22 protein-coding genes are annotated in these 24,802 nt (G+C 55.2%); 1 reads left to right on the top strand and 21 read right to left on the bottom strand.

Annotated features, from left to right (window positions below; genetic code table 11):
• Positions 1–54: 54 nt before the first annotated feature.
• The 21 genes from secM to leuO all read right to left on the bottom strand — a co-directional run bounded on the left by secM (position 55) and on the right by leuO (position 24,086).
• A complete protein-coding gene (gene secM, locus BV390_RS14965) occupies positions 55–549 on the bottom strand; it encodes a secA translation cis-regulator SecM (protein WP_032698160.1) in 495 nt (164 codons plus the stop codon).
• A 252-nt stretch (positions 550–801) separates the two neighbouring features.
• A complete protein-coding gene (gene lpxC / locus BV390_RS14960) occupies positions 802–1,719 on the bottom strand; it encodes a UDP-3-O-acyl-N-acetylglucosamine deacetylase (protein WP_004857886.1) in 918 nt (305 codons plus the stop codon).
• A gap of 100 nt (positions 1,720–1,819) precedes the next feature.
• Positions 1,820–2,971, bottom strand: coding sequence for a cell division protein FtsZ (gene ftsZ / locus BV390_RS14955; protein WP_004857884.1), 1,152 nt, complete (start codon positions 2,969–2,971; stop codon positions 1,820–1,822).
• Between the two features lie 62 nt (positions 2,972–3,033).
• Positions 3,034–4,296 (bottom strand): cell division protein FtsA, encoded by a 1,263-nt coding sequence (gene ftsA, locus BV390_RS14950; protein WP_004857881.1) that lies wholly within the window; start codon positions 4,294–4,296, stop codon positions 3,034–3,036.
• Positions 4,293–5,126: a cell division protein FtsQ gene (ftsQ, locus tag BV390_RS14945; protein ID WP_004857878.1), complete on the bottom strand. Its 834-nt coding sequence runs from the start codon at positions 5,124–5,126 to the stop codon at positions 4,293–4,295. The genes ftsA and ftsQ overlap by 4 nt, the downstream gene beginning before the upstream one ends.
• Before the next feature lies 1 nt (position 5,127).
• The gene (locus BV390_RS14940; protein ID WP_032689481.1) at positions 5,128–6,048 is read right to left on the bottom strand and encodes a D-alanine--D-alanine ligase; all 921 of its coding nucleotides are present in this window, start codon (positions 6,046–6,048) and stop codon (positions 5,128–5,130) included.
• Complete coding sequence (murC, locus tag BV390_RS14935) at positions 6,041–7,516, bottom strand: UDP-N-acetylmuramate--L-alanine ligase (protein WP_032689482.1); 1,476 nt, start codon at positions 7,514–7,516, stop codon at positions 6,041–6,043. Before murC ends, BV390_RS14940 begins: the two co-directional genes overlap by 8 nt.
• A 47-nt stretch (positions 7,517–7,563) precedes the next feature.
• Positions 7,564–8,634, bottom strand: coding sequence for an undecaprenyldiphospho-muramoylpentapeptide beta-N-acetylglucosaminyltransferase (murG, locus tag BV390_RS14930; protein WP_032689483.1), 1,071 nt, complete (start codon positions 8,632–8,634; stop codon positions 7,564–7,566).
• The gene (gene ftsW, locus BV390_RS14925; RefSeq protein ID WP_004857870.1) at positions 8,631–9,890 is read right to left on the bottom strand and encodes a cell division protein FtsW; all 1,260 of its coding nucleotides are present in this window, start codon (positions 9,888–9,890) and stop codon (positions 8,631–8,633) included. The genes murG and ftsW overlap by 4 nt, the downstream gene beginning before the upstream one ends.
• A complete protein-coding gene (murD, locus tag BV390_RS14920) occupies positions 9,890–11,206 on the bottom strand; it encodes a UDP-N-acetylmuramoyl-L-alanine--D-glutamate ligase (protein WP_046853098.1) in 1,317 nt (438 codons plus the stop codon). The genes ftsW and murD overlap by 1 nt, the downstream gene beginning before the upstream one ends.
• 2 nt (positions 11,207–11,208) lie before the next feature.
• Complete coding sequence (mraY, locus tag BV390_RS14915; RefSeq protein ID WP_004857865.1) at positions 11,209–12,291, bottom strand: phospho-N-acetylmuramoyl-pentapeptide-transferase; 1,083 nt, start codon at positions 12,289–12,291, stop codon at positions 11,209–11,211.
• Complete coding sequence (murF, locus tag BV390_RS14910; protein WP_085397066.1) at positions 12,285–13,643, bottom strand: UDP-N-acetylmuramoyl-tripeptide--D-alanyl-D-alanine ligase; 1,359 nt, start codon at positions 13,641–13,643, stop codon at positions 12,285–12,287. The genes mraY and murF overlap by 7 nt, the downstream gene beginning before the upstream one ends.
• Entirely contained in the window at positions 13,640–15,127 is a 1,488-nt protein-coding gene (murE, locus tag BV390_RS14905) for a UDP-N-acetylmuramoyl-L-alanyl-D-glutamate--2,6-diaminopimelate ligase (RefSeq protein WP_072000033.1), read from the bottom strand. Before murE ends, murF begins: the two co-directional genes overlap by 4 nt.
• Entirely contained in the window at positions 15,114–16,880 is a 1,767-nt protein-coding gene (locus tag BV390_RS14900) for a peptidoglycan glycosyltransferase FtsI (RefSeq protein WP_032689487.1), read from the bottom strand. The genes murE and BV390_RS14900 overlap by 14 nt, the downstream gene beginning before the upstream one ends.
• A 15-nt stretch (positions 16,881–16,895) precedes the next feature.
• On the bottom strand, positions 16,896–17,261 hold the full coding sequence (ftsL, locus tag BV390_RS14895) for a cell division protein FtsL (RefSeq protein WP_004857854.1): 366 nt from the start codon (positions 17,259–17,261) through the stop codon (positions 16,896–16,898).
• Positions 17,258–18,199, bottom strand: a complete 942-nt coding sequence (gene rsmH / locus BV390_RS14890) for a 16S rRNA (cytosine(1402)-N(4))-methyltransferase RsmH (RefSeq protein WP_004857852.1) — start codon at positions 18,197–18,199, stop codon at positions 17,258–17,260. Before rsmH ends, ftsL begins: the two co-directional genes overlap by 4 nt.
• A 1-nt stretch (position 18,200) precedes the next feature.
• Positions 18,201–18,659, bottom strand: a complete 459-nt coding sequence (gene mraZ, locus BV390_RS14885; protein WP_004857850.1) for a division/cell wall cluster transcriptional repressor MraZ — start codon at positions 18,657–18,659, stop codon at positions 18,201–18,203.
• A 660-nt stretch (positions 18,660–19,319) separates the two neighbouring features.
• The gene (cra, locus tag BV390_RS14875; RefSeq protein ID WP_032689488.1) at positions 19,320–20,324 is read right to left on the bottom strand and encodes a catabolite repressor/activator; all 1,005 of its coding nucleotides are present in this window, start codon (positions 20,322–20,324) and stop codon (positions 19,320–19,322) included.
• Positions 20,325–20,504: 180 nt separating this feature from the next.
• Entirely contained in the window at positions 20,505–20,996 is a 492-nt protein-coding gene (gene ilvN / locus BV390_RS14870; RefSeq protein ID WP_004857843.1) for an acetolactate synthase small subunit, read from the bottom strand.
• 2 nt (positions 20,997–20,998) lie between these two features.
• Positions 20,999–22,723: an acetolactate synthase 3 large subunit gene (ilvI, locus tag BV390_RS14865; protein ID WP_032689489.1), complete on the bottom strand. Its 1,725-nt coding sequence runs from the start codon at positions 22,721–22,723 to the stop codon at positions 20,999–21,001.
• A gap of 394 nt (positions 22,724–23,117) precedes the next feature.
• Complete coding sequence (gene leuO, locus BV390_RS14860) at positions 23,118–24,086, bottom strand: transcriptional regulator LeuO (RefSeq protein WP_139155989.1); 969 nt, start codon at positions 24,084–24,086, stop codon at positions 23,118–23,120.
• 605 nt (positions 24,087–24,691) lie between these two features.
• On the opposite strand from leuO, the gene leuL reads away from it, so the two are divergent.
• The gene (gene leuL, locus BV390_RS30715; protein WP_049267590.1) at positions 24,692–24,778 is read left to right on the top strand and encodes a leu operon leader peptide; all 87 of its coding nucleotides are present in this window, start codon (positions 24,692–24,694) and stop codon (positions 24,776–24,778) included.
• The last annotated feature ends 24 nt before the right edge of the window (positions 24,779–24,802 follow it).

Here is a 24,802-nt window from a genome sequence, read left to right as displayed (position 1 = left end):
AATCTCAAACGCCCCGCGATGCGGAGTCACAAAAAAGAATCATCCGTTTTTAGTTCAGCTGAGACGTTGAGGTCCTGCGCGAATCCCTGCCACCTGGCTAAGCCAGGCCGAGACAGAAAATGCAGAATGGGACGGGGTGTAAGCCGCCTGGCGAACGATCACCGGCGGTTTGCTCTCCTGCGTCAGCAGTGCGCTGAGCGTGTCAAGTAAAGCCAGATGCTGCGCCTGGAATGGCGAAGGCTCTTCGGCAACCGGCAGCGCTTGCGGCGCCATCGCAAATGAGAGATGACGAATAACCGTGCGGATCGCATGCTGATGCCAGTAATCGACGGTAAAATTCGGTCGACGGCTGGCGTCAAGCAGCGCCAGCTGGGAGAAATTGACTTTATTCGGGCTGTGGTTGCTGGCCGTGGTTTTCGTCGGCGAGGCCGTTTCGTGGCTATTGCTCAGCGCAGGCAGGCCAAAGCTAGCCGCGACCATCCCCAACAGGAGATGCGGCCAGAAATACCGTCTGCCAAACTGTCGCCAGCGCGTCAGCAATCCACTCACGTACGTTACCTTTAGTTGAAGCAACCCCAGGAAATATTTTTTGCGCCCAAATACTACCATTAATACTGCACGACAGCAGCAGGAATGACGGTTGCGACAAGGCAAAAACGTTCAATAAATCAGCGAACGAACAATGAACAGCGCCGCAGAATCAGGGCAGAACCAGCAGGGGAAGGCAAAAAAAGAAAAAAGACTGGCTCCCTGGTCGGAGAGAGTACCAGGTTACCAGTCTGTTTTACTGAATGGTCAGGCTTATGCCATAACCATTGACGGTGCGCGGAATGCCAGCGGCAGTTCTGCTTCGTCTTCGAAAGTCACGTACTCCCAGGCTTCCTGTTTTGCCAGAACAGCCTGCAGCAGTTTGTTATTCAACGCGTGACCTGATTTGAACGCCGTGAATGCACCGATGATATTGTGACCACACATAAACAGGTCACCGATCGCATCCAGCATTTTGTGGCGCACAAACTCATCTTCAAAGCGAAGACCGTCTTCGTTCAATACGCGATAATCGTCAACAACGATGGCACAATCGAAGCTGCCGCCCAGGCACAGGCCGCGGGACTGCAGATATTCGATATCACGCATAAAACCAAAAGTACGAGCGCGACTAATCTGGCGCATAAATGCATCAGCAGAGAAGTTCATCGCATAGCGCTGGCTGCTTGCATCAATCGCCGGGTGGTTAAAATCGATGGTAAAATCCAACGAAAAACCATTATACGGTTTGAATTCAGCCCATTTGTCGCCATCTTCGACCCGAACGGTCTCTTTGATGCGTACAAATTTCTTGGCACAGTTCAGTTCATCGATGCCGGCGTCCAGCAGCAGATAAACGAACGGAGCAGCGCTACCATCCATAATTGGAATTTCCGGCGCATCGACTTCAACAACGATGTTGTCAATGCCGAGGCCTGCCAGTGCGGCATTCAAGTGCTCGACAGTCGAAATCCGCACGTCATGCTCGTTCACCAGGCAAGTACAGAGCATGGTATCACGCACAGATTTGGCATCAGCCGGAAAATCAACCGGTGGATTCAAGTCGGTGCGACGATAGATGACCCCGGTATTTGCCGGCGCAGGGCGCAACGTCAGGGTGACTTTCTTGCCGGTATGCAAACCGACGCCAGTCGCCTGAACGATACGTTTAAGAGTCCTTTGTTTGATCATCGTATAATCTCGCCAAGTTACCTATCCAACCGAAGTGTACAATACATTCGGGTGGGCAGTTTAGCACAAAGAGCGCTGATGCCCAACTTCCAGCCAATTCTTAATCAGCTTGCTTACGCAGGAACGCTGGGATATCCAGATAATCCGGCTCTTTCGCAGTTTGCGGTGTATTGTCGTTCACCACCTTGGCAACCGGTTTCTGCTCTTGAGTTAACGGAGCCATACCGTGCTGCTGGTAGCGATCCATGACCGGCTGCTGAACCTGTTTATTGGTCACCAGGGTAATTTCCGGACGCTTGTCCATACCGATACCGGTGGCCACAACGGTCACACGCAGTTCGTCGTTCATATCCGGGTCAAGGGAAGTACCGATAACCACGGTCGCATTATCCGAAGCGAAAGCACGGATAGTGTTACCCACGGTTTCGAACTCATCCAGACGCAGGTCGAAGCCGGCCGTAATGTTGACCAGAACGCCGCGCGCGCCGGAGAGATCGATATCTTCCAGCAGCGGAGAAGAGATAGCCATTTCAGCCGCTTCTTCCGCACGGTCTTCACCGCTCGCCACGCCGGAGCCCATCATCGCATAGCCCATTTCGGACATTACGGTACGCACATCCGCAAAGTCGACGTTCATCAGACCCGGACGGGTAATCAGTTCGGCGATACCCTGCACTGCGCCTTTCAGCACGTCGTTTGCTGCGCCGAAAGCGTCCAGCAGAGAGATGCCGCGGCCGAGAACCTTCAGCAGCTTGTCGTTCGGAATGGTGATCAGCGAATCCACATGCTTGGACAGCTCAGTGATCCCCTGCTCGGCGAACGCCATGCGCTTTTTGCCTTCAAAATTAAACGGCTTAGTGACCACCGCAACGGTCAGGATGCCCAGGTCCTTCGCCACTTCAGCGACGACTGGCGCTGCACCGGTACCGGTGCCGCCACCCATACCTGCCGCGATAAACACCATGTCTGCACCATCAAGAGCAGCACGCAGCGCTTCACGGTCTTCATCAGCCGCATTGCGACCGACTTCCGGGTTTGCACCGGCACCCAGACCTTTGGTAATACCGCTACCGATCTGAATTGTCTGGCCAACAGCCGTTTTACGCAGTGCCTGCGCATCGGTGTTCACCGCAAAGAATTCAACACCTTCGATGCGCTCGCGCACCATGTGCTCGACGGCATTGCCACCGCCGCCACCGACGCCGATGACTTTAATCACCGCGTCGTTGGTCAGTTCCATAGGTTCAAACATAGTTTCTCTCCGTTTTGTGCCTGTCGCCTGAGAACGCTAATTTTCTGCGTTCTCTTAAAAAATTAAAACTCTTTTCGCAGCCAGCTATTAAGTCGCTTAATCCACGAGCCAACTGATGCAGTTACGCGTTTTTCTACTTCTGCTTCACCACTGAGATGAGATTCCTTCCCGTAGTGCAGCAACCCAACCGCCGTCGAATAATACGGCTCCTGGGCATAATCCGTTAAACCGGTAATATTCAGCGGTGCGCCAATACGAACCTGCGTATGGAACACGCGCTGAGCACAGGCGGCAAGACCTTCGATTTGCGCGGCGCCGCCCGTTAAAACAATCCCTGCCGCCAGATGGTGTTTCACCCCTTGCTGGCGCAGCTGCTCTTGCAGTTGCAGAATCTCTTCATTCACCAGGTTGAGCAGCTCGGTATAACGCGGCTCAATCACCTCTGCCAGCGTCTGGCGCTGCAGACTGCGCGGCGGACGCCCGCCCACGCTCGGTACTTCGACGTTTTCGTCTTTACCGACAATAGAACCCAGCGCACAACCGTGGCGAACTTTAATCGCTTCGGCATCGCTCGGCGGCGTTCCGAAAGCGTAAGCGATGTCGCTGGTGACCACGTTGCCCGCGTACGGGATCACTTTGGTATGGCGCAGCGCACCGCCGGTATACACGGCGATATCCATTGTACCACCGCCGATGTCCACGACGCAGACACCCAGCTCACGTTCATCTTCCGTCAACACGGAATAACTGGCCGCTAAACCGGCGAAAATGAGTTGGTCCACTTTCAGGCCGCAACGTTCCACCGCTTTAACAATATTTTTCGCCATATCGTTATGGCAGGTAATCAGATGGACTTTTGCCTGCATACGTACGCCAGACAGACCCACCGGGTTTTTAATCCCTTCCTGGTAGTCGATAGCGTATTCCTGCGGGATAACGTGCAGGACACGATGCTCATCGCGTACGCGGACCGATTTCGCGGTATGCACCACGTTCTCAACGTCGTCCAACGTGACTTCTTCTTCTGAAATCGGCACCATGCCAATTTCATTTTGACAGCTAATATGTTTACCTGAAAGCGCCAGATACACTGACGAAATCTGGCAATCCGCCATCAGTTCGGCCTGATCAATGGCGCGCTGAACGCATTTCACCACGGATTCCAGGTCGTTAACCCCGCCTTTATCCATACCACGCGATGGGCAACTGCCCACGCCAATGATATTGACCACGCCGTCGGGCAGAACTTCCCCTACTAAAGCGGCAACCTTCGCGGTGCCAATCTCCAGTCCAACTACCAGTTTTCTGTCCGTCGCCTTGATCATTGTTGTTCTGCCTGTGCCTGATTCTGTTGTTGATTAGTTTCCTCTGCGGGAGCAGGTACCCAGCCTACCGCCGCGCCCGAGTCATAACGCAAATCAACGTAGCTTATCCGTTTGCCGTCGGTCTGCGCTTGCTGCTGTAGAACCGGGTAGAGTTCCATAAAGCGCTGAAGCCGTTTCATGGTATCGCCTCGGCCAAGGTTGAGCTTAATATCGTTATTCAGCGTCAACTGCCAGGAACGACGTGCGGTCATCGCCGCCACTTTCAACGTGAACTTATCCTTTGCCAGTACCTGCCCCATGTCGCGGTACCCCTGCAACACTTCGTTCTCACTGCCTTCCGGGCCGTACAACATCGGTAAATTCTGCTTATTGGTCCGATCCGCCGGGACGCTGAAGGAATTACCTTCTACATCGACCATATGTTGATCATTCCAACGCGCAATCGGCACATATTCAACCAGATGAATCTTCAATTCGTCCGGCCACTGCTTTCTGACGCTCGCCTGCTTAATCCACGGCAGACGCTCAATCTGACTCTGGATGATATTGACATCCTGGGTCATAAAGGTCCCCGGGGAACCCAGCGCCAGAATCGCCTGGCGGATATCATCATTACGCGTGTAGTGACGCTCACCGGTAACAACCATCCTGGACAGAGGCAAACGCTGTGCATCCTCCATCCAGCCCAGAACCATCCACCCGCTGACCAACACGGTACATAGCACCGTCAGCAGGAAGACAATCCCGGCCAGACGAGTTCCATTACTCCGACGCGAAGAAGAGGCTTCCTCTTCTTCGTGGTTCCGCGTATTCAGCGCAGCCTGCGACATATCACCCCGCCAGGTCCAGAATTCGAACAACAAGCTGCGAGAAGCTCATCCCGGCCTGACGCGCCGCCATCGGCACCAGGCTGTGGCTGGTCATGCCAGGGGATGTATTTGCTTCCAGCAAATAAAACTGGCCATCGCTGTCCAGCATCACGTCAATACGTCCCCAACCTTTACAACCGAGAACATTCCAGGCTTTAACGACCAGGGCCTGAATTTCTGACTCGCGGGCAGGATCTTCACAACCAGGGCAGAAATATTGCGTCTCATCAGAGAGATACTTCGCCTCATAATCATAGAAGGTTCCAGCCACCTGGATACGAATTGACGGTAAAATTTCTTCACCGACGATAGCGACGGTGAATTCAGGCCCACTAAGCCATTTCTCAATCAGAACATCTTCATCATGCTGAAAAGCCAGCGTCAATGCATTATGTAATGCACAACTTTCGCTGACTTTCGACATGCCGACGCTAGAACCTTCGCAAGCCGGTTTAACAATCAGTGGCAGACCCAGTGCGGCAATCTGCTGTTCCACTTCAGCAGACAGGCCGGCATTGAACTGCGCACGCGTCAGCGCAACCCATGGAGCGACCGGTAATCCCGCGCCCTGCCACAACAATTTGCTGCGAACTTTATCCATGGAGATCGCCGACGCCATCACGCCGCTGCCGGTGTAAGGCAACTGAATCAGCTCCAGCAGCCCCTGCAAGGTCCCATCTTCCCCACCGCGACCATGCAACGCAATAAACGCTTTCTTAAAGCCCAGCGCTTTCAGCTGGGTAACATCCACGTCGCGCGGATCGACAGGGTGCGCATCCACGCCAGCTTCACGCAGACCTGCCAGTACCGCAGTCCCTGAATTGAGCGACACTTCGCGCTCAGCAGAGGTACCGCCGAAAAGAACCGCGATTTTATCAGCCATGGCGCTCCTCCTCCGTTTTTTGCGGCACGAGTTTGATTTCAGCCAGGTGGCGGGCGATTTTTCCAATGTTTCCCGCGCCCTGCACCAGGATCAGGTCATTGCCGGTCAGCACCGATGCCAGCATCTGCGCTGCCTGTGCCGGATCGGAAAGCAGAATCGGATCTACCTTGCCGCGACCGCGAATCGTACGGCACAGCGAACGGCTGTCGGCGCCAGGAATCGGCGCTTCACCGGCGGAATAAACGTCCAGCATCAGCAGCGCATCAACCTGCGTCAGCACGTTAGCGAAATCGTCATACAGATCGCGCGTACGGGTGAAGCGGTGTGGCTGGAATAACATCACCAGATTTTTGTCCGGCCAGCCGGCGCGCGCCGCTTTGATCGTGGCATCCACTTCTGTCGGGTGATGACCATAGTCATCGATCAGCATCGCGCTGCCGCTTTTGCCATTAACCTCAGCCAGCGGATATTCACCGAGAAAATCAAAGCGACGGCCGGTTCCCTGGAAACTTTCCAGCGCCCGCAGGATCGCGCTGTCATCAATGCCCTCTTCCGTCGCGACCGCAACCGCCGCCGCCGCGTTCAGCGCGTTATGACGACCGGGCGCATTCAGGGTCACCTGCAGCACCTCTTTATCCTGACGAACCAGGCGGAAGTGGCCCTGGGCGCCAACCTGACGGTAATCCTCTACGCGCACGTCGGCATCTTCGCTAAAACCGTAGGTGGTTATCTGACGGCCAACGCGCGGCAGCAGTTCACGAATCACCGGATCATCGACGCACATCACCGCGCGGCCATAGAACGGCAGGTTGTGCAGAAAGTTAATAAAGGTCTGCTTCAGATTCTCAAAGTCGCCATGATAGGTATCCATGTGATCGGCTTCGATATTGGTCACAATGGCGACCATCGGCTGCAAATGCAGGAACGATGCATCGCTCTCATCCGCTTCCGCAATCAGATAGCGGCTATGCCCGAGGCGGGCGTGAACGCCTGCCGCTTTAACCAGTCCACCGTTGACGAAGGTGGGATCAAGACCTGCTTCCGCATAAATACTGGAGACCATCGCCGTGGTCGTGGTCTTGCCGTGGGTGCCGGCAATCGCGATGCCATGACGAAAACGCATCAGCTCCGCCAGCATTTCCGCGCGACGAATGACCGGAATACGCGCTTCATGCGCGGCAACAATCTCCGGGTTTTCCGCAGAGATTGCGCTGGAAACGACGACCACGCTCGCATCGCGAACGTTTTCCGGGCGATGATTGAAATAGATCGTGGCGCCAAGTTGCGACAGCTGCTGCGTTACCGGATTCGGTGCCAGGTCGGAACCGCTAATCTGGTAGCCTTCGTTAGCCAGAACTTCGGCAATACCGCCCATACCGGCACCACCGATGCCAACAAAGTGAATATGCCGGACGCGACGCATCTCGGGCACTATGGAACGCAGTTTCGCCAGATCTTGTGTATTCATTCTTTACGCCATCAACTTCTTTATACGGGCGGTGAGATTCACCGCGATTAGCGCGCCAGTGCTGCAGCGCTCACTTCTTCTGCTACCCGTTCGGTAGCATCCGGAATCGAGGCTCTACGCGCTCGTTCCGCCATATCCAGCAGTGTTTCCCGATCCCAGCCAGCCAGCGTCTGCACGACGGCATCGACGGTGAACTGAGGCTGTTCGAGAATTTTCGCTGCACCCGCTTTCTCCAGCGGCAGTGCATTCCAGTACTGCTGACGATCCTTGTGCTGAAACGGCACAAACAACGCCGGTAAACCTGCTGCGGCAATTTCACTTACCGTCAGGGCACCGGAACGACACACAACAACATCGGCCCAGGCATACGCCGCCGCCATGTCATCAATAAATTCAGTCACTTTATGCTGCGGCTGCCCGGCATCCGCATAGGCCTGCTGCACCGTCTGCTGGCCGCCTTTCCCGCTTTGATGCCAGATAGTGACCGCCGCGCCCAGTTTCCCCGCCACCTGCGGCATCGTCTGGTTCAGCACGCGAGCCCCCTGCGAGCCCCCCACCACCAGCACGCGAATCGCCCCCTGGCGCCCGACCAGACGCTGTTCCGGTAACGGCAGCGCAAGCACATCAGTACGCACCGGGTTGCCCACCACGTCAGCATGCGGAAACGCACCTGGGAACGCCTGCAGCACCTTCTTCGCGATCTTTGCCAGCCATTTGTTTGTCAGGCCCGCAATGCCATTCTGTTCATGCAGCACCACCGGGATACCCAGCGACCAGGCCGCCAGACCGCCAGGGCCGGAAACGTAACCACCCATCCCCAGCACAACATCCGGCTGGAAACGCTTCATGATCGCCCGCGCCTGACGCCAGGCGTTGAAGATCCGCACCGGTGCTAACAGCAGCGCTTTCAGCCCTTTACCGCGCAGGCCGGATATACGGATAAAATCAATTTCAATGCCGTGCTTCGGCACTAAATCCGCTTCCATACGATCGGCGGTACCGAGCCAGCGAACCTGCCAGCCCAGATCCATTAAATGGTGCGCGACCGCCAGCCCCGGGAACACATGTCCACCGGTACCGCCCGCCATCACCATTAGCCGCTTTTCCTGACCGCTCATCGAACACCCCGTGTAAACGCCTGGGCTTTTTCCAGACGCGTTTCATAATCAATTCGCAACAGCAACATGATGGCCGTCGACATAATCAGCAAACTGGAACCGCCGTAACTGATAAGCGGCAGCGTCAGGCCTTTCGTGGGCAGCATGCCCGCCGCCGCCCCGACGTTAACCAGCGCCTGGAAGCTAAACCAGATTCCAATGGCGCAGGCCAGGAAGCCGGAAAAGCGATGATCAATCTCCAGCGCCTTACGCCCAATCGACATGGCGCGAAAGGCGACGAAGAATACCATTAATAGGGCCAGTACCACACCGATATAACCGAGTTCTTCGCCGATAATGGCGAAGATGAAATCGGTATGCGCTTCCGGTAAATACTCCAGTTTCTGTACCGAGTTGCCTAAGCCCTGCCCCCACATTTCGCCGCGGCCGAAAGCCATCAGCGACTGAGTCAGCTGGTAACCGCTGCCAAACGGGTCTTCCCACGGGTTCCAGAAAGACGTTACGCGGCGAATACGGTACGGTTCGGCAAGGATCAGCAGCACCACCGCCGAGATCCCCATGCCGATAATGGCAATGAACTGCCACAGCTTGGCACCGCCGAGAAACAGCATCGCCAGGGTGGTGACGAACAACACCACTACCGTACCGAGGTCCGGCTGCGCCAGCAGCAGAATGGCCAGTACGAAAATCACGCCCATCGGCTTTAAGAAGCCGCGCAGGTTATTCCGGACCTCATCGCCTTTACGCACCAGGTAGTTGGCGATGTAGCAAAACAGCGACAGCTTGGTAAATTCCGCAGGCTGAATACGCAGCGGACCCAATGCAATCCAGCGCGATGCCCCGTTTACCGAGCTACCGACGACCAGGACGATCAGCAACATGACGATCGACGCAATCAACATTGCCGTACTGTGCCGCTGCCAGAACTCCATCGGCAGACGCAGCGTCACGAGAGCCAGGCCCAGCGCCAGAAGAATGTATAACCCGTCGCGCTTGGCGAACAGAAAAGGATCGTTGGCCAACCGCTGCCCTACCGGCATGGAAGCCGAGGTCACCATAATGAAACCTACGGCGGCCAGGCCAAGCGTCAACCACAACAGCATCCGGTCATACATAACCAGGCTATCGTTATCTTTCTGCCGCGAGCCCATCACCCAGCCTTTCAACGCCGCAAACAGCCAGGCGAAGATAAACATCCCCGGCAGGCGCGGCAGTCTCCACTGAGGCATTTTCAGGCGCGGGAGGGATAAACGCATCAACCTAACTCCTTCGCCAGGCGGGCAAAGACATCGCCCCGTTGTTCGAAACTCTTAAACTGATCGAGGCTGGCACAGGCTGGCGATAACAGCACCATATCGCCCGACTTTAGCAGCGGGGCAATCTGGCGCATCGCCTCTTCCATCGTCCCGGTTTGCGTCGCCACTTCCGGGCGCAGTGCCGCCAGCTGCTCGCCATCGCGACCGAAGCAGTACAGGCGGATATTGTCGCCTGCCAGATAACGCTTCAGCGGCGTGAAATCAGCGGATTTCCCATCGCCACCCAGCAGCAGATACAGGGTACCGTCCAGATGCAGCCCGTTCAGCGCCGCTTCGGTACTGCCGACGTTGGTGGCTTTGGAATCGTTGATCCAACGCACGCCGTTATGATCCAGCACCAGCTGGAAACGATGCGCCAGACCGGTAAAGGTGGTCAGCGCCTTGAGACTGCTGGCCCGCGGCAGACCGGCAGCATCAGCCAGAGCCAATGCAGCCAGCGCGTTGCTGTAGTTGTGTTGCCCGGTGATGTGCATCTCTTTGACGTTCAGGATCTTCTCACCTTTCACTCGCAGCCAGGTTTCTCCCTGCTGGCGGTTAAGGTGATAGTCGCCGACATCAACGCCGAAGCTGATGCAGCGCTCATCGGCGCCGCGTACCGGCATCGTCAGCCCATCATCGGCATTCACGATGCAGGTTTTCGCATTTTCATACACCCGCAGTTTGGCCGCACGATACTGCTGCAGACCCAGCGGGTAGCGGTCCATATGATCTTCGGTCACATTGAGGATCGTTGCGGCCACCGCCCGCAGACTGGAGGTGGTTTCCAGCTGGAAGCTGGAGAGCTCCAGAACGTACAGTTCGCGGTCCGCATCGAGTAACATCAGCGCCGGCAGGCCGATATTGCCGCCAACGCCGACATTCATGCCGGCCGCTTTTGCCATCTCGCCTACCAGCGTCGTCACGGTGCTTTTCCCGTTCGATCCGGTAATAGCGATAATCGGTGCCTGCGCTTCGCGGCAGAACAGCTCAATGTCACCGACGATTTCCACGCCGGCATCCGCCGCTGCGCTCAGCGCAGGATGCGCCAGCGCGATACCAGGGCTTGCCACAATCAGATCCGCTGCCAGCAGCCAGTCTTCATTCAGGCCCCCCACGTAGCGTTCTACCTCTTCCGGTAGCTTCTCCAGCCCGGAAGGCGCGACGCGGGTATCCATCACGCGCGGCGTCACGCCGCGCGCCATGAAAAAGTCCACGCATGACAGCCCGGTCATTCCCAGGCCAATAATGACGACTTTTTTACCCTGATAATCTGCCATGATTAACGTACCTTCAGCGTCGCCAGGCCAATCAGCACCAGCATCAGCGAAATAATCCAGAAGCGCACGATAACGCGCGGCTCCGGCCAGCCCTTCAGTTCATAGTGGTGGTGAATCGGCGCCATACGGAAGATGCGCTGACCGCGCAGCTTGAAGGAACCGACCTGCAAAATAACCGACAGAGTCTCCACCACGAATACGCCACCCATAATCACCAGCAGGAACTCCTGACGCAGCAGCACGGCAATGATGCCCAGCGCGCCGCCGAGGGCCAGGGAACCGACATCGCCCATAAAGACCTGTGCCGGATAGGTGTTGAACCACAGAAAACCGAGACCCGCGCCCACGATCGCCGTACAGACGATGACCAGTTCCCCGGCGTGACGCAGATAAGGGATATGCAGATAGTTGGCAAAGTTCATGTTGCCCGTTGCCCACGCCACCAGCGCGAAGCCCGCCGCCACAAATACGGTCGGCATAATCGCCAGGCCATCAAGACCATCGGTCAGGTTGACCGCATTGCCGGTACCGACAATCACGAAGTAGGCCAGCAGAATGTACAACAGCCCCAGCTGAGGCATGATGTCTTTAAAGAACGGTACAACCAGCTGGGTCGCTGGCGTATCTTTACCGGCCATATACAGCGCAAACGCAACGCCCAGTGCAATCACCGACATCCAGAAGTACTTCCAGCGGGCGATCAACCCTTTGGTGTCTTTACGCACGACCTTACGGTAGTCATCGACGAAACCGATAATGCCGTAGCCTATCAGCACGGTCAGAACACACCATACGTAGGGGTTGGACGGATAGGCCCACAGCAGGACAGAGACCACAATGGCGGTCAGGATCATGATCCCGCCCATGGTTGGGGTGCCTTTCTTGCTGAAGTGCGATTCCGGGCCGTCGCTACGTACGACCTGACCGAAGGAGAGTTTTTGCAGACGGGCGATCATGCGCGGGCCCATCCACAAAGAGATGAACAGCGCGGTCAGCAGGCTGACGATGGCGCGAAACGTCAGATAGGAAAAGACGTTAAAGCCGGAATAATATTTGACCAGATGTTCGGCCAGCCATACTAACATGTTCCATTCTCCTGTAATGCGCGTACTACCTCTTCCATGGCGGCACTACGTGAACCCTTCACTAAAATGGTGATAATCTTGTGTTCCGCCGTCAGCTCACGGAGCCGAGCCACCAGCGATGCTTTATCGCTGAGATGCTCGCCCACGCCGCTGGCGCGGCTAATCTCTGCACTCAGCGCGCCGGTGCTGAGTACGCGGTCAAGCCCTGCCGCTTTTGCCGCTTCGCCAACCTGACGATGGCACGCTGCGCTTTCCGTACCCAGCTCGGCCATATCGCCGACGACCAGCACCCGGTAACCCGGCATCTCGGACAACACCTGCACCGCGGCGGTCATTGAACCGACGTTGGCATTGTAGGAATCATCAAGCAGCAGCTGATTTTCGGCGAGCGTAATGGGGAACAGCCGTCCCGGCACCGCTTTCAGCTGCGCCAGACCGGCTTTCACCGCATTTAAGTCGGCGCCCACCGCCATAGCCAACGAGGCAGCCGCCAGCGCGTTAGCGATATTGTGGCGACCCGGCAGCGGCAGCAGAACATCCACGTTCCCCATCGGGGTTTGCAGCGTAAATTCTGTCCCGTGGCTGGTAACATGAACCTGGGTAGCCGCAAAATCGCTGTTGGCCGCATTCGGCGAGAAACGCCATACCTTGCGTGCGCCAATCACGCTTTGCCAGTTCAGCCAGTCGTTATTGTCCGCATTCAGGATGGCAATGCCGTTTTCCGGCAGGCCGGTAAAGATTTCGCCCTTCGCTTTCGCGACGCCCGCGAGGGAACCGAAGCCTTCAAGATGAGCGGCAGCGAGATTGTTGACCAGGGCGGCTTCCGGGCGCGTCAGGCTGACGGTCCAGGCAATTTCGCCCTGGTGGTTCGCCCCAAGCTCGATAACCGCATACTGGTGCTCTTTGGTCAGACGCAGCAGCGTCATCGGCACGCCGATATCGTTATTCAGGTTGCCGGCGGTATAGAGCGTATTGCCGCACTGGCCGAGAATCGCTGCGGTCATCTCTTTGACCGAGGTTTTCCCGGAAGAACCGGTCAACGCCACAACGCGGGTCGGCACCTGTTGGCGAACCCACGCCGCCAGCTCGCCAAAGGCCAGGCGGGTATCTTTCACCACTACCTGAGGTAAATCACACTCCAGCTGACGGCTGACCAGCAGCGCGCCGGCGCCGGCTTGTTTCGCCTGCTCCGCGAAATCGTGAGCATCAAAACGCTCGCCCTTTAAGGCAACGAACAGGCAGCCTGCCGTGATCTTACGGGTATCCGACGTGACCTCATCGATGGCCAGATCGCGACCCTGCAGTTCGCCACGCGTCACGTCGGCGAGCTGGCTTAACATCAAGCGAATCATGCTACCGCTCCTAGCAGACGGGCGACGGTGACGCGATCGGAGTAGTCAAGACGGCGATTGCCAACAATCTGGTAATCCTCATGACCTTTGCCCGCGACCAGTACGACATCCCCCTCGGCAGCCTGCATCACGGCGTTCGTCACCGCTTCAGCCCGGCCTTCTTTGACCTTCGCATGTCCGGCATCAACCATACCAGCGAGGATATCGTTGATGATGGCGCGGGGTTCTTCGGTACGCGGGTTGTCATCGGTCACGACAACAATATCGGCAAATTCTTCGGCGATGGCGCCCATCAGCGGGCGTTTGCCCTTATCGCGGTCACCGCCGCAGCCGAAGACGCACCACAGCTTGCCGTTACAATGCAGACGTGCCGCCTGTAACGCTTTTTCCAGCGCATCCGGAGTATGGGCATAATCCACCACCACGGTCGGTTTGCCCGGCGCGCTGAACACTTCCATACGGCCGCAGACCGGCTGCAGTCGAGCCGCGGTTTTCAGCAGCTCAGCCAGCGGATAGCCCAGCGCCAGCAGTGTGGCTAGCGCCAGCAGCAGGTTGCTGACGTTAAAGGCGCCCATCAGACGGCTTTCAACTTCGCCCTTGCCCCAGCTGGAATCAAACTGAATGGTTGCCCCGCTATCGTGGTAGTTCACCGCCGTAGCCTTCAGCCAGCGGCCGTGACAGTTCGGGTTAATGTGATCTTCCATCGAGACGGCAACCGCGTCCGGCAGCTTCGCCAGCCAGCGGCGGCCCACTTCATCATCGGCGTTGACGATAGCCTGTCCGCAATGATGGGTGGAATAAAGCAGCCATTTTGCCGCTTCGTAATGTTCCATATCACCGTGATAATCCAGGTGATCGCGGCTCAGGTTGGTAAAGACCGAGGCGGCAAATTGCAGCGCCGCTACGCGGTGCTGAACCAGACCGTGGGAAGAGACTTCCATGGCCGCGAAGGTAGCGCCCTGCCCTGCCAGGCCAGAAAGCACGTGCTGGACGTCGACTGCAGAACCGGTGGTATTTTCCGTCGGAATAACCTTGTCCAGCAGACCGTTGCCGACCGTTCCCATCACCGCACTGGTTTCACCAAGCAAGTTGGCCCACTGCGCCAACAGTTGCGTGGTCGTGGTTTTACCGTTGGTACCGGTGACGCCAATCAGGCGCATTTGCCCGGAAGGCTGATGGTAAAAACGCCCGGCCAGCGCGGATAAGCGCTCGTTGAGCTGGCTGAGATAAATGACCGGCACGCCGTGCATTTCACGGATTTCGCCGTCAGCAGCCTCATCTTTGGCCTCTGCAATAATGGCAGCAACACCTTGCGCTATCGCCTGCGGGATATAACGACGCCCGTCCGCCTGATGACCTAATACCGCGACAAAGAGATCGCCGGAAGCAGCCACCCGGCTGTCCAGCGTCATCTCTCGCAGAATTCGCTCCGGCGCATTTGGCACCCACGGAGCGAGAAGGTCGCGCAAATTACGATCTGCCACCTGTTCCCTCGCCTTGATTAATCACAAATTCACTTTTTTCGCCCGTTGCCAACGCATCCGGCTCGATGTTCATGGTGCGCAGTACGCCGCCCATGATGGCACCGAAGACCGGCGCGGAAACAGCGCCGCCGTAGTATTTACCCGCCTGCGGGTCGTTGATCACCACCACCAGCGCAAAACGCGGGTGGCTGGCGGGCGCAACGCCTGCGGTGTAAGCAATATATTTGTTGATGTAGCGGCCATCTGGCCCCACTTTCTTCGCCGTACCGGTTTTGATCGCAATGCGGTAGCCTTTAATGGCCGCCTTCACGCCGCCACCGCCGGGCAGCGCCACGCTTTCCATCATATGCACGACGGTACGAACGAGAGGTTCCGGGAACACGCGCTCACCGGGAACCGGTGGATCAACTTTGGTAATCGACAGCGGACGATAGATGCCATAGCTGCCGATCGTCGCATAGACTCGCGCTAACTGTAACGGCGTTACCATTAGCCCGTAGCCGAAAGAAAAGGTGGCCCTCTCTATGTCAGACCACCGTTGTTTTTGAGGATATAAGCCACTGCGTTCTCCGACCAACCCCAAATTGGTCGCTTTTCCCAGCCCAAAACGTGAGTAAGTATCTACTAACGCTGAGGACGGCATCGCTAACGCCAGTTTGGAGACACCGACGTTACTCGACTTCTGTAATACCCCGGTCAGGGTCAATTCGCTATAGCGCGCCACGTCTTTGATCTCGTGGCCGTTAATACGGTAAGGAATGGTATTCAGCACGGTATTTTCGTTCACAATGCCGCGCTGCAGCGCCGTCATCACCACCATTGGTTTGACCGTCGAACCCGGTTCAAACACGTCGGTGATGGCGCGGTTACGCATGATGTCTTTCGCCGTACCGGAGAAATTATTCGGGTTATAGGAGGGGCTGTTCGCCATCGCCAGCACTTCGCCAGTGCTGACATCGACCAGGACCGCACTCCCCGATTCCGCTTTGTTAAACGCCACGGCATTATTCAGTTCGCGGTAAACCAACGCCTGCAGGCGTTCATCGATACTCAACGCCAGATTGTGCGCGGCCTGGCTGTCGGTAGAGGAGATATCTTCAATAACGCGGCCATAGCGGTCTTTACGCACGATACGTTCGCCGGGTTGGCCGGTCAGCCATTTATCAAAGCTCTTCTCGACCCCTTCAATCCCCTGGCTATCCACGTTCGTGAAGCCAATGAGGTGAGCGGTAACTTCACCTGACGGGTAGTAACGGCGCGACTCTTCGCGCATGTGTATCCCTGGCAGCTTCAGCTTCTTGATGTAATCCGCCATATCAGGGTTGACCTGACGCGCCAGATAGATAAAACGCATTCTCGGGTTGGTGTTGATGCGCGATGCCAGCTGATCCAGCGGCATGTTTAACGCATCGGCCAATGCCTTCCAGCGGTTATCGAGGGTCACACCGCCGGCATCATGCAGCTCTTTCGGGTCCGCCCAGATAGCCTTCACCGGCACACTCACCGCCAGCGGGCGGCCGGAGCGGTCAGTAATCATTCCGCGGGCGGTGGAGACTTCCTGCACGCGTAAAGAACGCATATCACCCTGACGAACCAGCATGTCCGGGCTGATCACCTGTAGCCAGGCCACGCGGCCCAGCAGGAAACACAGCGCGATTAAAATACACCCGCACAGCAACGCAAAACGCCAGCTAATAAAGCTGGCCTGTTCTTCCTGACGTTTTGGTTTTAGCGTTTTCGGCGCTGCTTTCATGCGTCGCAATAATCCTTATTTTTGTACAACGATATTTTCTTGTGATGGATCGACGTGTTGCATCTGCAACTTCTCGGTCGCGATCCGCTCAACCCGACTATGATCGCCGAGCGCGTTCTCTTCGAGGATCAGGTTTCGCCATTCAATATCCAGCGCGTCACGTTCCAGAACCAGTTGTTCACGCTGCGCGGTTAACAGACGGGTATGGTGAGCCGTCGTCACCACGGTAATCGCCGTAATGATGATGCAAATGAACAGGCAGAGTGGCAGCTTCCCAAACCGCAGAAGATCGTCCCCGATGACGCCAGGCAAGGCATGGCGCTCGTTGCTTCCTAACGATCCTTTAACTTTGCTTAAGGCTTCTGTCACTCTGCCGATCATGCGTTCGTCCTCTCTGCAATGCGCAGAACTGAACTACGGGCCCGTGGATTCTCTGCCACCTCTTCTTCGCCCGGCATCAACTTGCCTAGTGCTCGCAACTCACGGCCACCCAGTTTTTTGAGCTGCTCTTCGGTCATCGGTAACCCGGCCGGAACCTGCGGACCGCGGCTTTGCTCACGCATGAAGCGCTTCACAATACGGTCTTCCAGCGAGTGGAAACTGATGATCGAAAGCCGCCCGCCCGGGGCCAGCACGCTGAGCGAGCTTTTTAGCGCCTGCTCTATCTCCTCCAGTTCACTGTTCACCCAGATGCGCACCGCCTGGAAGGTACGGGTCGCGGGATGTTTGAATTTGTCCTTCACCGGCGTCGCCGCCGTCACCACTTCCGCCAGCTCTTTCGTGCGGGTCATGGGCTCGATACGGTTACGCTCGACGATGGCGCGCGCAATACGCTTACCGAAGCGCTCTTCGCCGAAGGTTTTAATCACCCAGGCGATATCCGCTTCGTCCGCCGTCTGAAGCCACTCGGCGGCAGACTGGCCGCGTGTGGGGTCCATACGCATATCCAGCGGACCATCGCGCATAAACGAGAAGCCACGCTCTGCGTCATCAAGCTGAGGTGAAGAGACACCAAGATCGAGAAGAATACCGTCGATCTTGCCAGTTAGTCCGCGCTCACTAACATAATCAGCCAGCGCAGAGAAAGGTCCATGTACGATGGAAAAGCGAGGGTCATCGATGGTCTTCGCCACGGCGATAGCCTGCGGATCGCGATCGATAGCCAGCAAGCGTCCTTCCGCTCCCAGTTGGGAAAGGATCAGGCGCGAGTGTCCACCGCGACCAAAGGTCCCATCAATGTAGATACCATCCGGACGAATATTCAGGCCGTTAACTGCTTCATCCAGAAGTACCGTAGTGTGTTTAAAATTTTCCATCATGTTATAGAGACAAATCCTGCAGACGCTCCGACAACGCGTCGGTAGACGACTGCTCAGCGTCGATATCTTCCTTGACCCGTTGATACCAGGTCGTTTCATCCCACAGTTCAAACTTATTGAACTGTCCGACCAGCATCACTTCTTTTGTCAGCCCGGCATGCTGCCGTAACACCGGCGCAATCAGGAGACGCCCGGCATTATCCATCTGACATTCGCTGGCATGACCCAAAAGCAGACGCTGGACGCGCCGCTCAACGGGATTCATGCTCGATAAACGCGACAATTTTTGCTCGATGATTTCCCATTCAGGCAAGGGGTAAAGCAGCAGGCACGGGTGATGAATGTCAATGGTACAAACCAGTTGACCGGAAGCGTCTTCGATCAGCCCGTCGCGGTAACGCGTCGGTACGGCCAGACGGCCTTTGCTGTCGAGATTGACTAACGTTGCCCCACGGAACATGCCAGCCTCACCCCTTTTCGCCACTTTAACCCACAAATTCCCACCAGAAGGAGTTTACGGAGCGGAGGAAAAGCTTGTCAAGCCAGCACGAATACCAACGAAGATCAAAAACCCATTATTTGCAGCCGATATTAGGCCTGATGAAATAATCATCAACAAACGAGGCAAATTAACGCTATGAATACGTGTAAGAAAACAACCAACAAATTCGTAACAGTTAAAAGCAACAAAATATCTTCGGTGGGAAAATATAAAGTGTCAGTTTGCGACGCGAGCGGCATTTTAGGCGATTATGATGTCCGTTAACAGTGCCTGTTATCGTCAGAGAAGCACTCTTGTCGCGGGGTGCAGGGAGATGGCCGGGTGATGAGCCGTAAAATGAGTGTTAATTCAGCGATTAACTTAATGAATGTAACAAAATAATACAAATAAAGACTGATTTAACTTTTTTTATAGCTAACGGGCGCCGGAAAGCGGCGACTCCAGAATAAAACAAAATAATGCGTAAAGAAGTTTAGGGATTTGTCTGAAAGCGATTCAAATTTACTTTTTTATGGTAATTTGTACGGATTATCGCCAGACGACTTTCGTCTGGCGAGTCGTGCCACTCTTTTCCGGCTTTTCAACACACGCCGATGCGGCGATCGAAAACCTGGCGCATCAGCGACGGTTCAAACTTCCCCGGCGATACAAATTACGACGGATACGGCTTAACCCCGGTTTTGGCTTACGCGGCTCATCAAGGCTGGCGAGGACAATTTCCAGCACGCGTTCCGCCACATCGCGGTGGCGCTGGGCCACGGCCAGTACCGGACACTGCAGGAAATCGAGCAGCTCATTGTCGCCGAAGGTCGCAATAGCCAGTTCGGACGGCAGCTTCCCTTCCCGACGCAGCGTCACATCCATCACCCCCTGCAACAGCGGAAATGAGGTTGTGAACAGCGCCTGCGGCATTGGATGCGTTTCCAGCCATTTCTCAAACAGCTGCCCTGCCGCTTCGCGTTCAAAGCTGTTGGCGTACAGATACTGCACTTCACGCGGATCATCATGCCACGCGGTACGGAAGCCCTGTTCACGCAGGAAACTGACCGACAGCTCCGGTAGCGCGCCAAGATACAGGACGTTTTCCCCCGGGAATTTGCGCAGTTCGGCGGCCAGCATTTCGGCATCATCCTGATCGGCGCCAACAACGCTGGTGAAGTGCTCGCGATCGAGCGCGCGATCCAGGGCGACAATCGGGAAAGGATCGTTGGCCCAGCGCTGATAGAACGGGTGCTCAGGAGGTAATGACGTCGAGACGATAATGGCATCCACCTGGCGCTGTAGCAGATGCTCAATGCAGCGCATCTCGTTGTCAGGCTGATCTTCCGAACAGGCGATCAGCAGCTGATAGCCGCGCTGGCGCGCCTGACGCTCAAGATAGTTAGCAATACGGGTATAGCTGGTATTTTCCAGATCGGGAATCACCAGACCAATAGAACGCGTGCGTCCTGCACGCAAGCCAGCAGCGACCGCATTCGGATGGTAGTTGTGCTCACGAACGACGGCCATCACCTTTTCGACCGTTTTGTCGCTGACGCGGTACTGTTTCGCTTTACCGTTAATCACATAGCTAGCGGTGGTACGCGAGACACCGGCCAGCCGGGCGATTTCATCCAGTTTCACAATTGCCCCTTGGGTAATGAGTACAGAACATAACCTTTCTTCAGCTATGGATTCATTTTCATAACATCTAAACGCAGAATAGTTAGCGCAGCAACCGGTTTTGTCTACAGTTCCCACCGATTTCGCAAAAAAATAACCCGACAGATTGTGTCGGGCTATTTTTACGTCAGTTTCAGGGACTCAGCGCATGATTTTATCGCCGCGCGAGAGTCCTACCACACCGGAGCGTGCCACTTCGACAATCCGCGCAACGTCGCGTAACGAAGCAATAAAGGCGTCCAGTTTATCGCTGGTCCCGACCAGCTGGACGGTATACAGTGACGGCGTGACATCGATGATTTGCCCGCGGAAAATCTCCGTATTGCGCTTCACCTCTTCACGGCCAAAACCGCTCGCCTGGACTTTCACCAGCATGATTTCACGCTCAACGTGCGAATTCTGCCCCAGCTCGCTGACACGCAGGACATCCACCAGCTTGTGCAGCTGTTTTTCAATTTGCTCGATCGCTTTCTCATCGCCAACGGTCTGGATAGTCATTCTCGAAAGCGTCGGATCGTCGGTGGGGGCCACCGTCAGGCTTTCAATGTTATACCCGCGCTGGGCGAAAAGGCCGATGACGCGTGATAAGGCGCCTGATTCGTTTTCCAGTAATACAGATAATATCCGGCGCATAATCAGGTTCTCTCCGTTTTGCTCAACCACATCTCATCCATGCCGCCGCCGCGGATCTGCATGGGATACACATGCTCGCTGCCGTCCACCGTCACATCAACGAACACCAGACGATGATTACGCACCTGTTCCAGCGCTTCGGCCAGCTTAGACTCCAGCTCCTGCGGTTCGCTGATGCGAATCCCTACGTGCCCATAGGCTTCCGCAAGCCGGACGAAATCCGGTAGCGACTCCATATAAGATTGTGAATGGCGACCGGAATAGATCATATCCTGCCACTGCTTCACCATCCCGAGGTAGCGGTTGTTCAGATTCAACACCAGCACCGGCAGCTCATACTGCAGCGCAGTGGAAAGCTCCTGAATATTCATCTGGATACTGCCATCGCCGGTCACGCAAACGACCGTTTCTTCCGGCAAGGCCATCTTCACGCCGAGAGCAGCAGGCAAACCGAAGCCCATCGTGCCGAGACCACCTGAGTTAATCCAACGTCTTGGCTTGTCGAAAGGATAGTAAAGGGCGGCAAACATCTGGTGCTGACCCACATCGGAGGTGACGTAGGCATCGCCGTTGGTCAGGCGCCAGATAGTCTCGATGACGGCCTGCGGTTTGATCTTGCCGCTTTGCGTATCGTATTGCAGGCAGTGGCGCGCGCGCCACTGCTCGATCTGCTGCCACCAGTCGCGGATCTCATCCAGCGGCTGCTGCGCTTCTTCCTGCTCCAGCAGTTCAAGCATTTGATCCAGTACCTGACGCGCATCGCCGACGATCGGCACATCCGCCGGCACCGTTTTCGAAATAGAGGTCGGATCGATATCGATATGCAGCACCGTCGCATTCGGGCAGTACTTCGCCAGATTGTTGGTTGTGCGATCGTCAAAACGCACGCCGACGGCAAAGATGACATCGGAGTGATGCATCGTCATGTTGGCTTCATACGTCCCATGCATCCCCAGCATACCTAACGCCTGGGAATGGGTGGCCGGAAACGCACCGAGCCCCATCAGCGATGAGGCAACCGGCAGATTCAGTTTTTCTACCAGGGTGCGCAGCTGTTCTTCACATCCAGCGTTAATCGCCCCGCCGCCGACGTAGACCACCGGATGTTTTGCCGCTACCAGCGTCTGCAGAGCGCGTTTAATTTGCCCTTTATGACCACTGGTCGTCGGATTGTAAGAACGCATGCTGACGGTATCCGGCCACGCGTACGGCAACTTGTTCGCCGGATTAAGGATATCTTTTGGTAAATCAACAACCACCGGACCCGGACGCCCGCTGGCAGCCAGCCAGAACGCTTTTTTCAGCACGCCGGGAATATCTTCCGTCTGCTTGACCAGAAAACTGTGTTTCACCACCGGCCGGGAGATGCCGACCATATCGCACTCCTGGAAGGCGTCATAACCAATCAGGGAAGTCGCGACCTGCCCGGAGAGAATCACCAGCGGAACAGAATCCATGTATGCCGTTGCAATACCGGTAATGGCATTGGTCGCGCCCGGACCCGAAGTCACCAGCACAACCCCTACTTCCCCGGTCGCTCGGGCAAGGCCGTCCGCCATATGCACCGCCGCCTGCTCGTGGCGCACCAGAATATGGTCGATACCCCCCAGGGTATGTAATGCATCATAGATATCGAGGACCGCGCCTCCGGGGTAACCGAATACTTGCTTGACGCCCTGATCGACAAGCGATTGGACGACCATCTCGGCTCCTGACAACATCTCCATGGTTTGCCTCCAGGCTTATTGTTTCTAACGACAGCAGAATTCAATTTCCGCGCGTTCGCACAATGCCAGGAATCGGCTCCTGGCCATTGAGGTGAATGGACTGCGTGCTCTTACCATAACTGCTCGCCAACGGGCAGGCAATTAGCGACCTCAGGCGTATGTGAGCCACCAAAAGAATAAAAGATAAGAATTTGATATGAAACGTGGTTGAAAGCTTCATAAATAAGATGCGAGCGCTGAAATTACTCGGACAAATTGTCTGATGACAGAAATTCATCCATTTTTCACTTGCTGCACGCGCAGGCGGAGAGCGGCAAACAGGATAAAATTCTATATTTTGTGGTTTTGATCACATAAAGCGAGAGCGACCGCTCCCGCTCAGGCACAGCTATATTTAGCGCTGGCAAATTCGCACCAGCAGATCTTGCATCCACTGATGACCTTTATCTCTTCCGGCAGCCTCATGCCAGGAAAGAAAACAGGTACGGTTATTCACTTTTAGCGATAGTGGCAATAATTGCAGGTTCAGCTTTTCTGCATACTCACTCGCCAGCCAGCGCGGGGCAATGGCCACCATATGGGTTTGTGATACCACATTAAGTACGCTGACCATCGCATTCCCTTGATACGCAATTTGCGTCTGCTTATTGACAGAGCTGTACCAGGGCAGGCTAAACGAAGCATAGCGATCCAAAGCCACAACCGCATGTTCTTCGCGATAAATATCTGCTTCCGTTACCGGTCCGGAAATACGCGGATGTTTACAGCTGGCGACTAATATCATTTCATCTTTAAACAACGGCACACAGGCAAACTCGGGGCGGCGAAACTCCTCATAGCCAACCACAAACTCTATTTCCTGATAACGTAATTGATGTTCGGTGTTTTGATTAAGTGATGCTTTAAAAATTAAATGAATATTCGGTGCAACTTCGTTAACTTTGTTAAATATAACCGAAGTAAGATAGTTATCTAACGGGCTACAAATGCATAGATTAAAAATGCGCTCGCTGCTTATCGGTTCAAAATCGGACCCCGGTAACTCATTTTGCACCAGCTGCAGCGCCTGGCGTATTGAGCCAAATAGCTGAAATGCACGCGCCGTCGGCTGGATCCCCCGCCCATAACGCACGAACAGCTCATCGTTAAACATCACTTTCAATCGTGCTACGGCATTGCTCACCGCCGGCTGAGACATCCCCAGCGAATGCGCCGCCCGCGTAATATTTTGTTCCTGCATTACCGCATCAAAAACGGTAAGCAGATTAAGATCGACCGTTCTAAGCTGAGGTTTGGTGACCTCCTCATCGGAGGGGAGTGTCCTCTCAGAGTTTTCAATTATCATATCCAGCTCCACCATCACGTTTAATTCCCTTTTAAAAATGCGGCAATCAATAGAGGAAATATCATTTACCATACATATGTCATTTACAAAAGAGCAGGCGCGCATTTTAGGAATTTATCAAAATTATAAGTGAAGCCAGATCCGCTAAATTATCGGGAAAATTCCTAACTCACTTAAACCCTATCCGTTACTTGATAATGTAAAGTGTACTCATAATTAGCAAAAACAAACAACACCCACCGCAATTAACTTTAATTTAAGTATGATTAACACATTATTTCGCCGTCTGTTTTAAATGAATACTCTGTTATCATTGATGATTCACATGCTCTCAAGACAAAATGTTCATAAAATCAATAAATCTGGCGACTTCATTTCGATATACACTCCCACTTATTCACGTTTTTCCCCTCCCGGATGAAACAGAATAGCGGTGGCCCGTTTACTTTCATTCCTGACAACTTCACCTCCTGATACTATCGTCGGCAAAAATGCGCGATCGCCAGCACAATTAGCTAATACCTCCCGACAGCAAACAGGTGTTTTTCTTTATCAGGGGTTGACATCAAAACGCGTATCCAGTAACTCTAAAAGCATATCGATTTCATCTGGAGCATGACGCAATGATTCGCACCACTCGTTTCACCGGCCTACTACTACTAAACGCATCCACTATGCGCGGTAGGCTGTTGGGCGACGTTCAGCGTTAAGTCATCTTCCAGCAAGACTATAAA

Origin of the sequence: Klebsiella sp. YJ, from assembly GCF_002108615.1 — a bacterium.
GTDB lineage: Bacteria > Pseudomonadota > Gammaproteobacteria > Enterobacterales > Enterobacteriaceae > Klebsiella > Klebsiella planticola.
The sequence above is the reverse complement of the archived record's forward strand: the minus strand, read 5'-3'. Positions and strand labels throughout refer to the sequence as shown.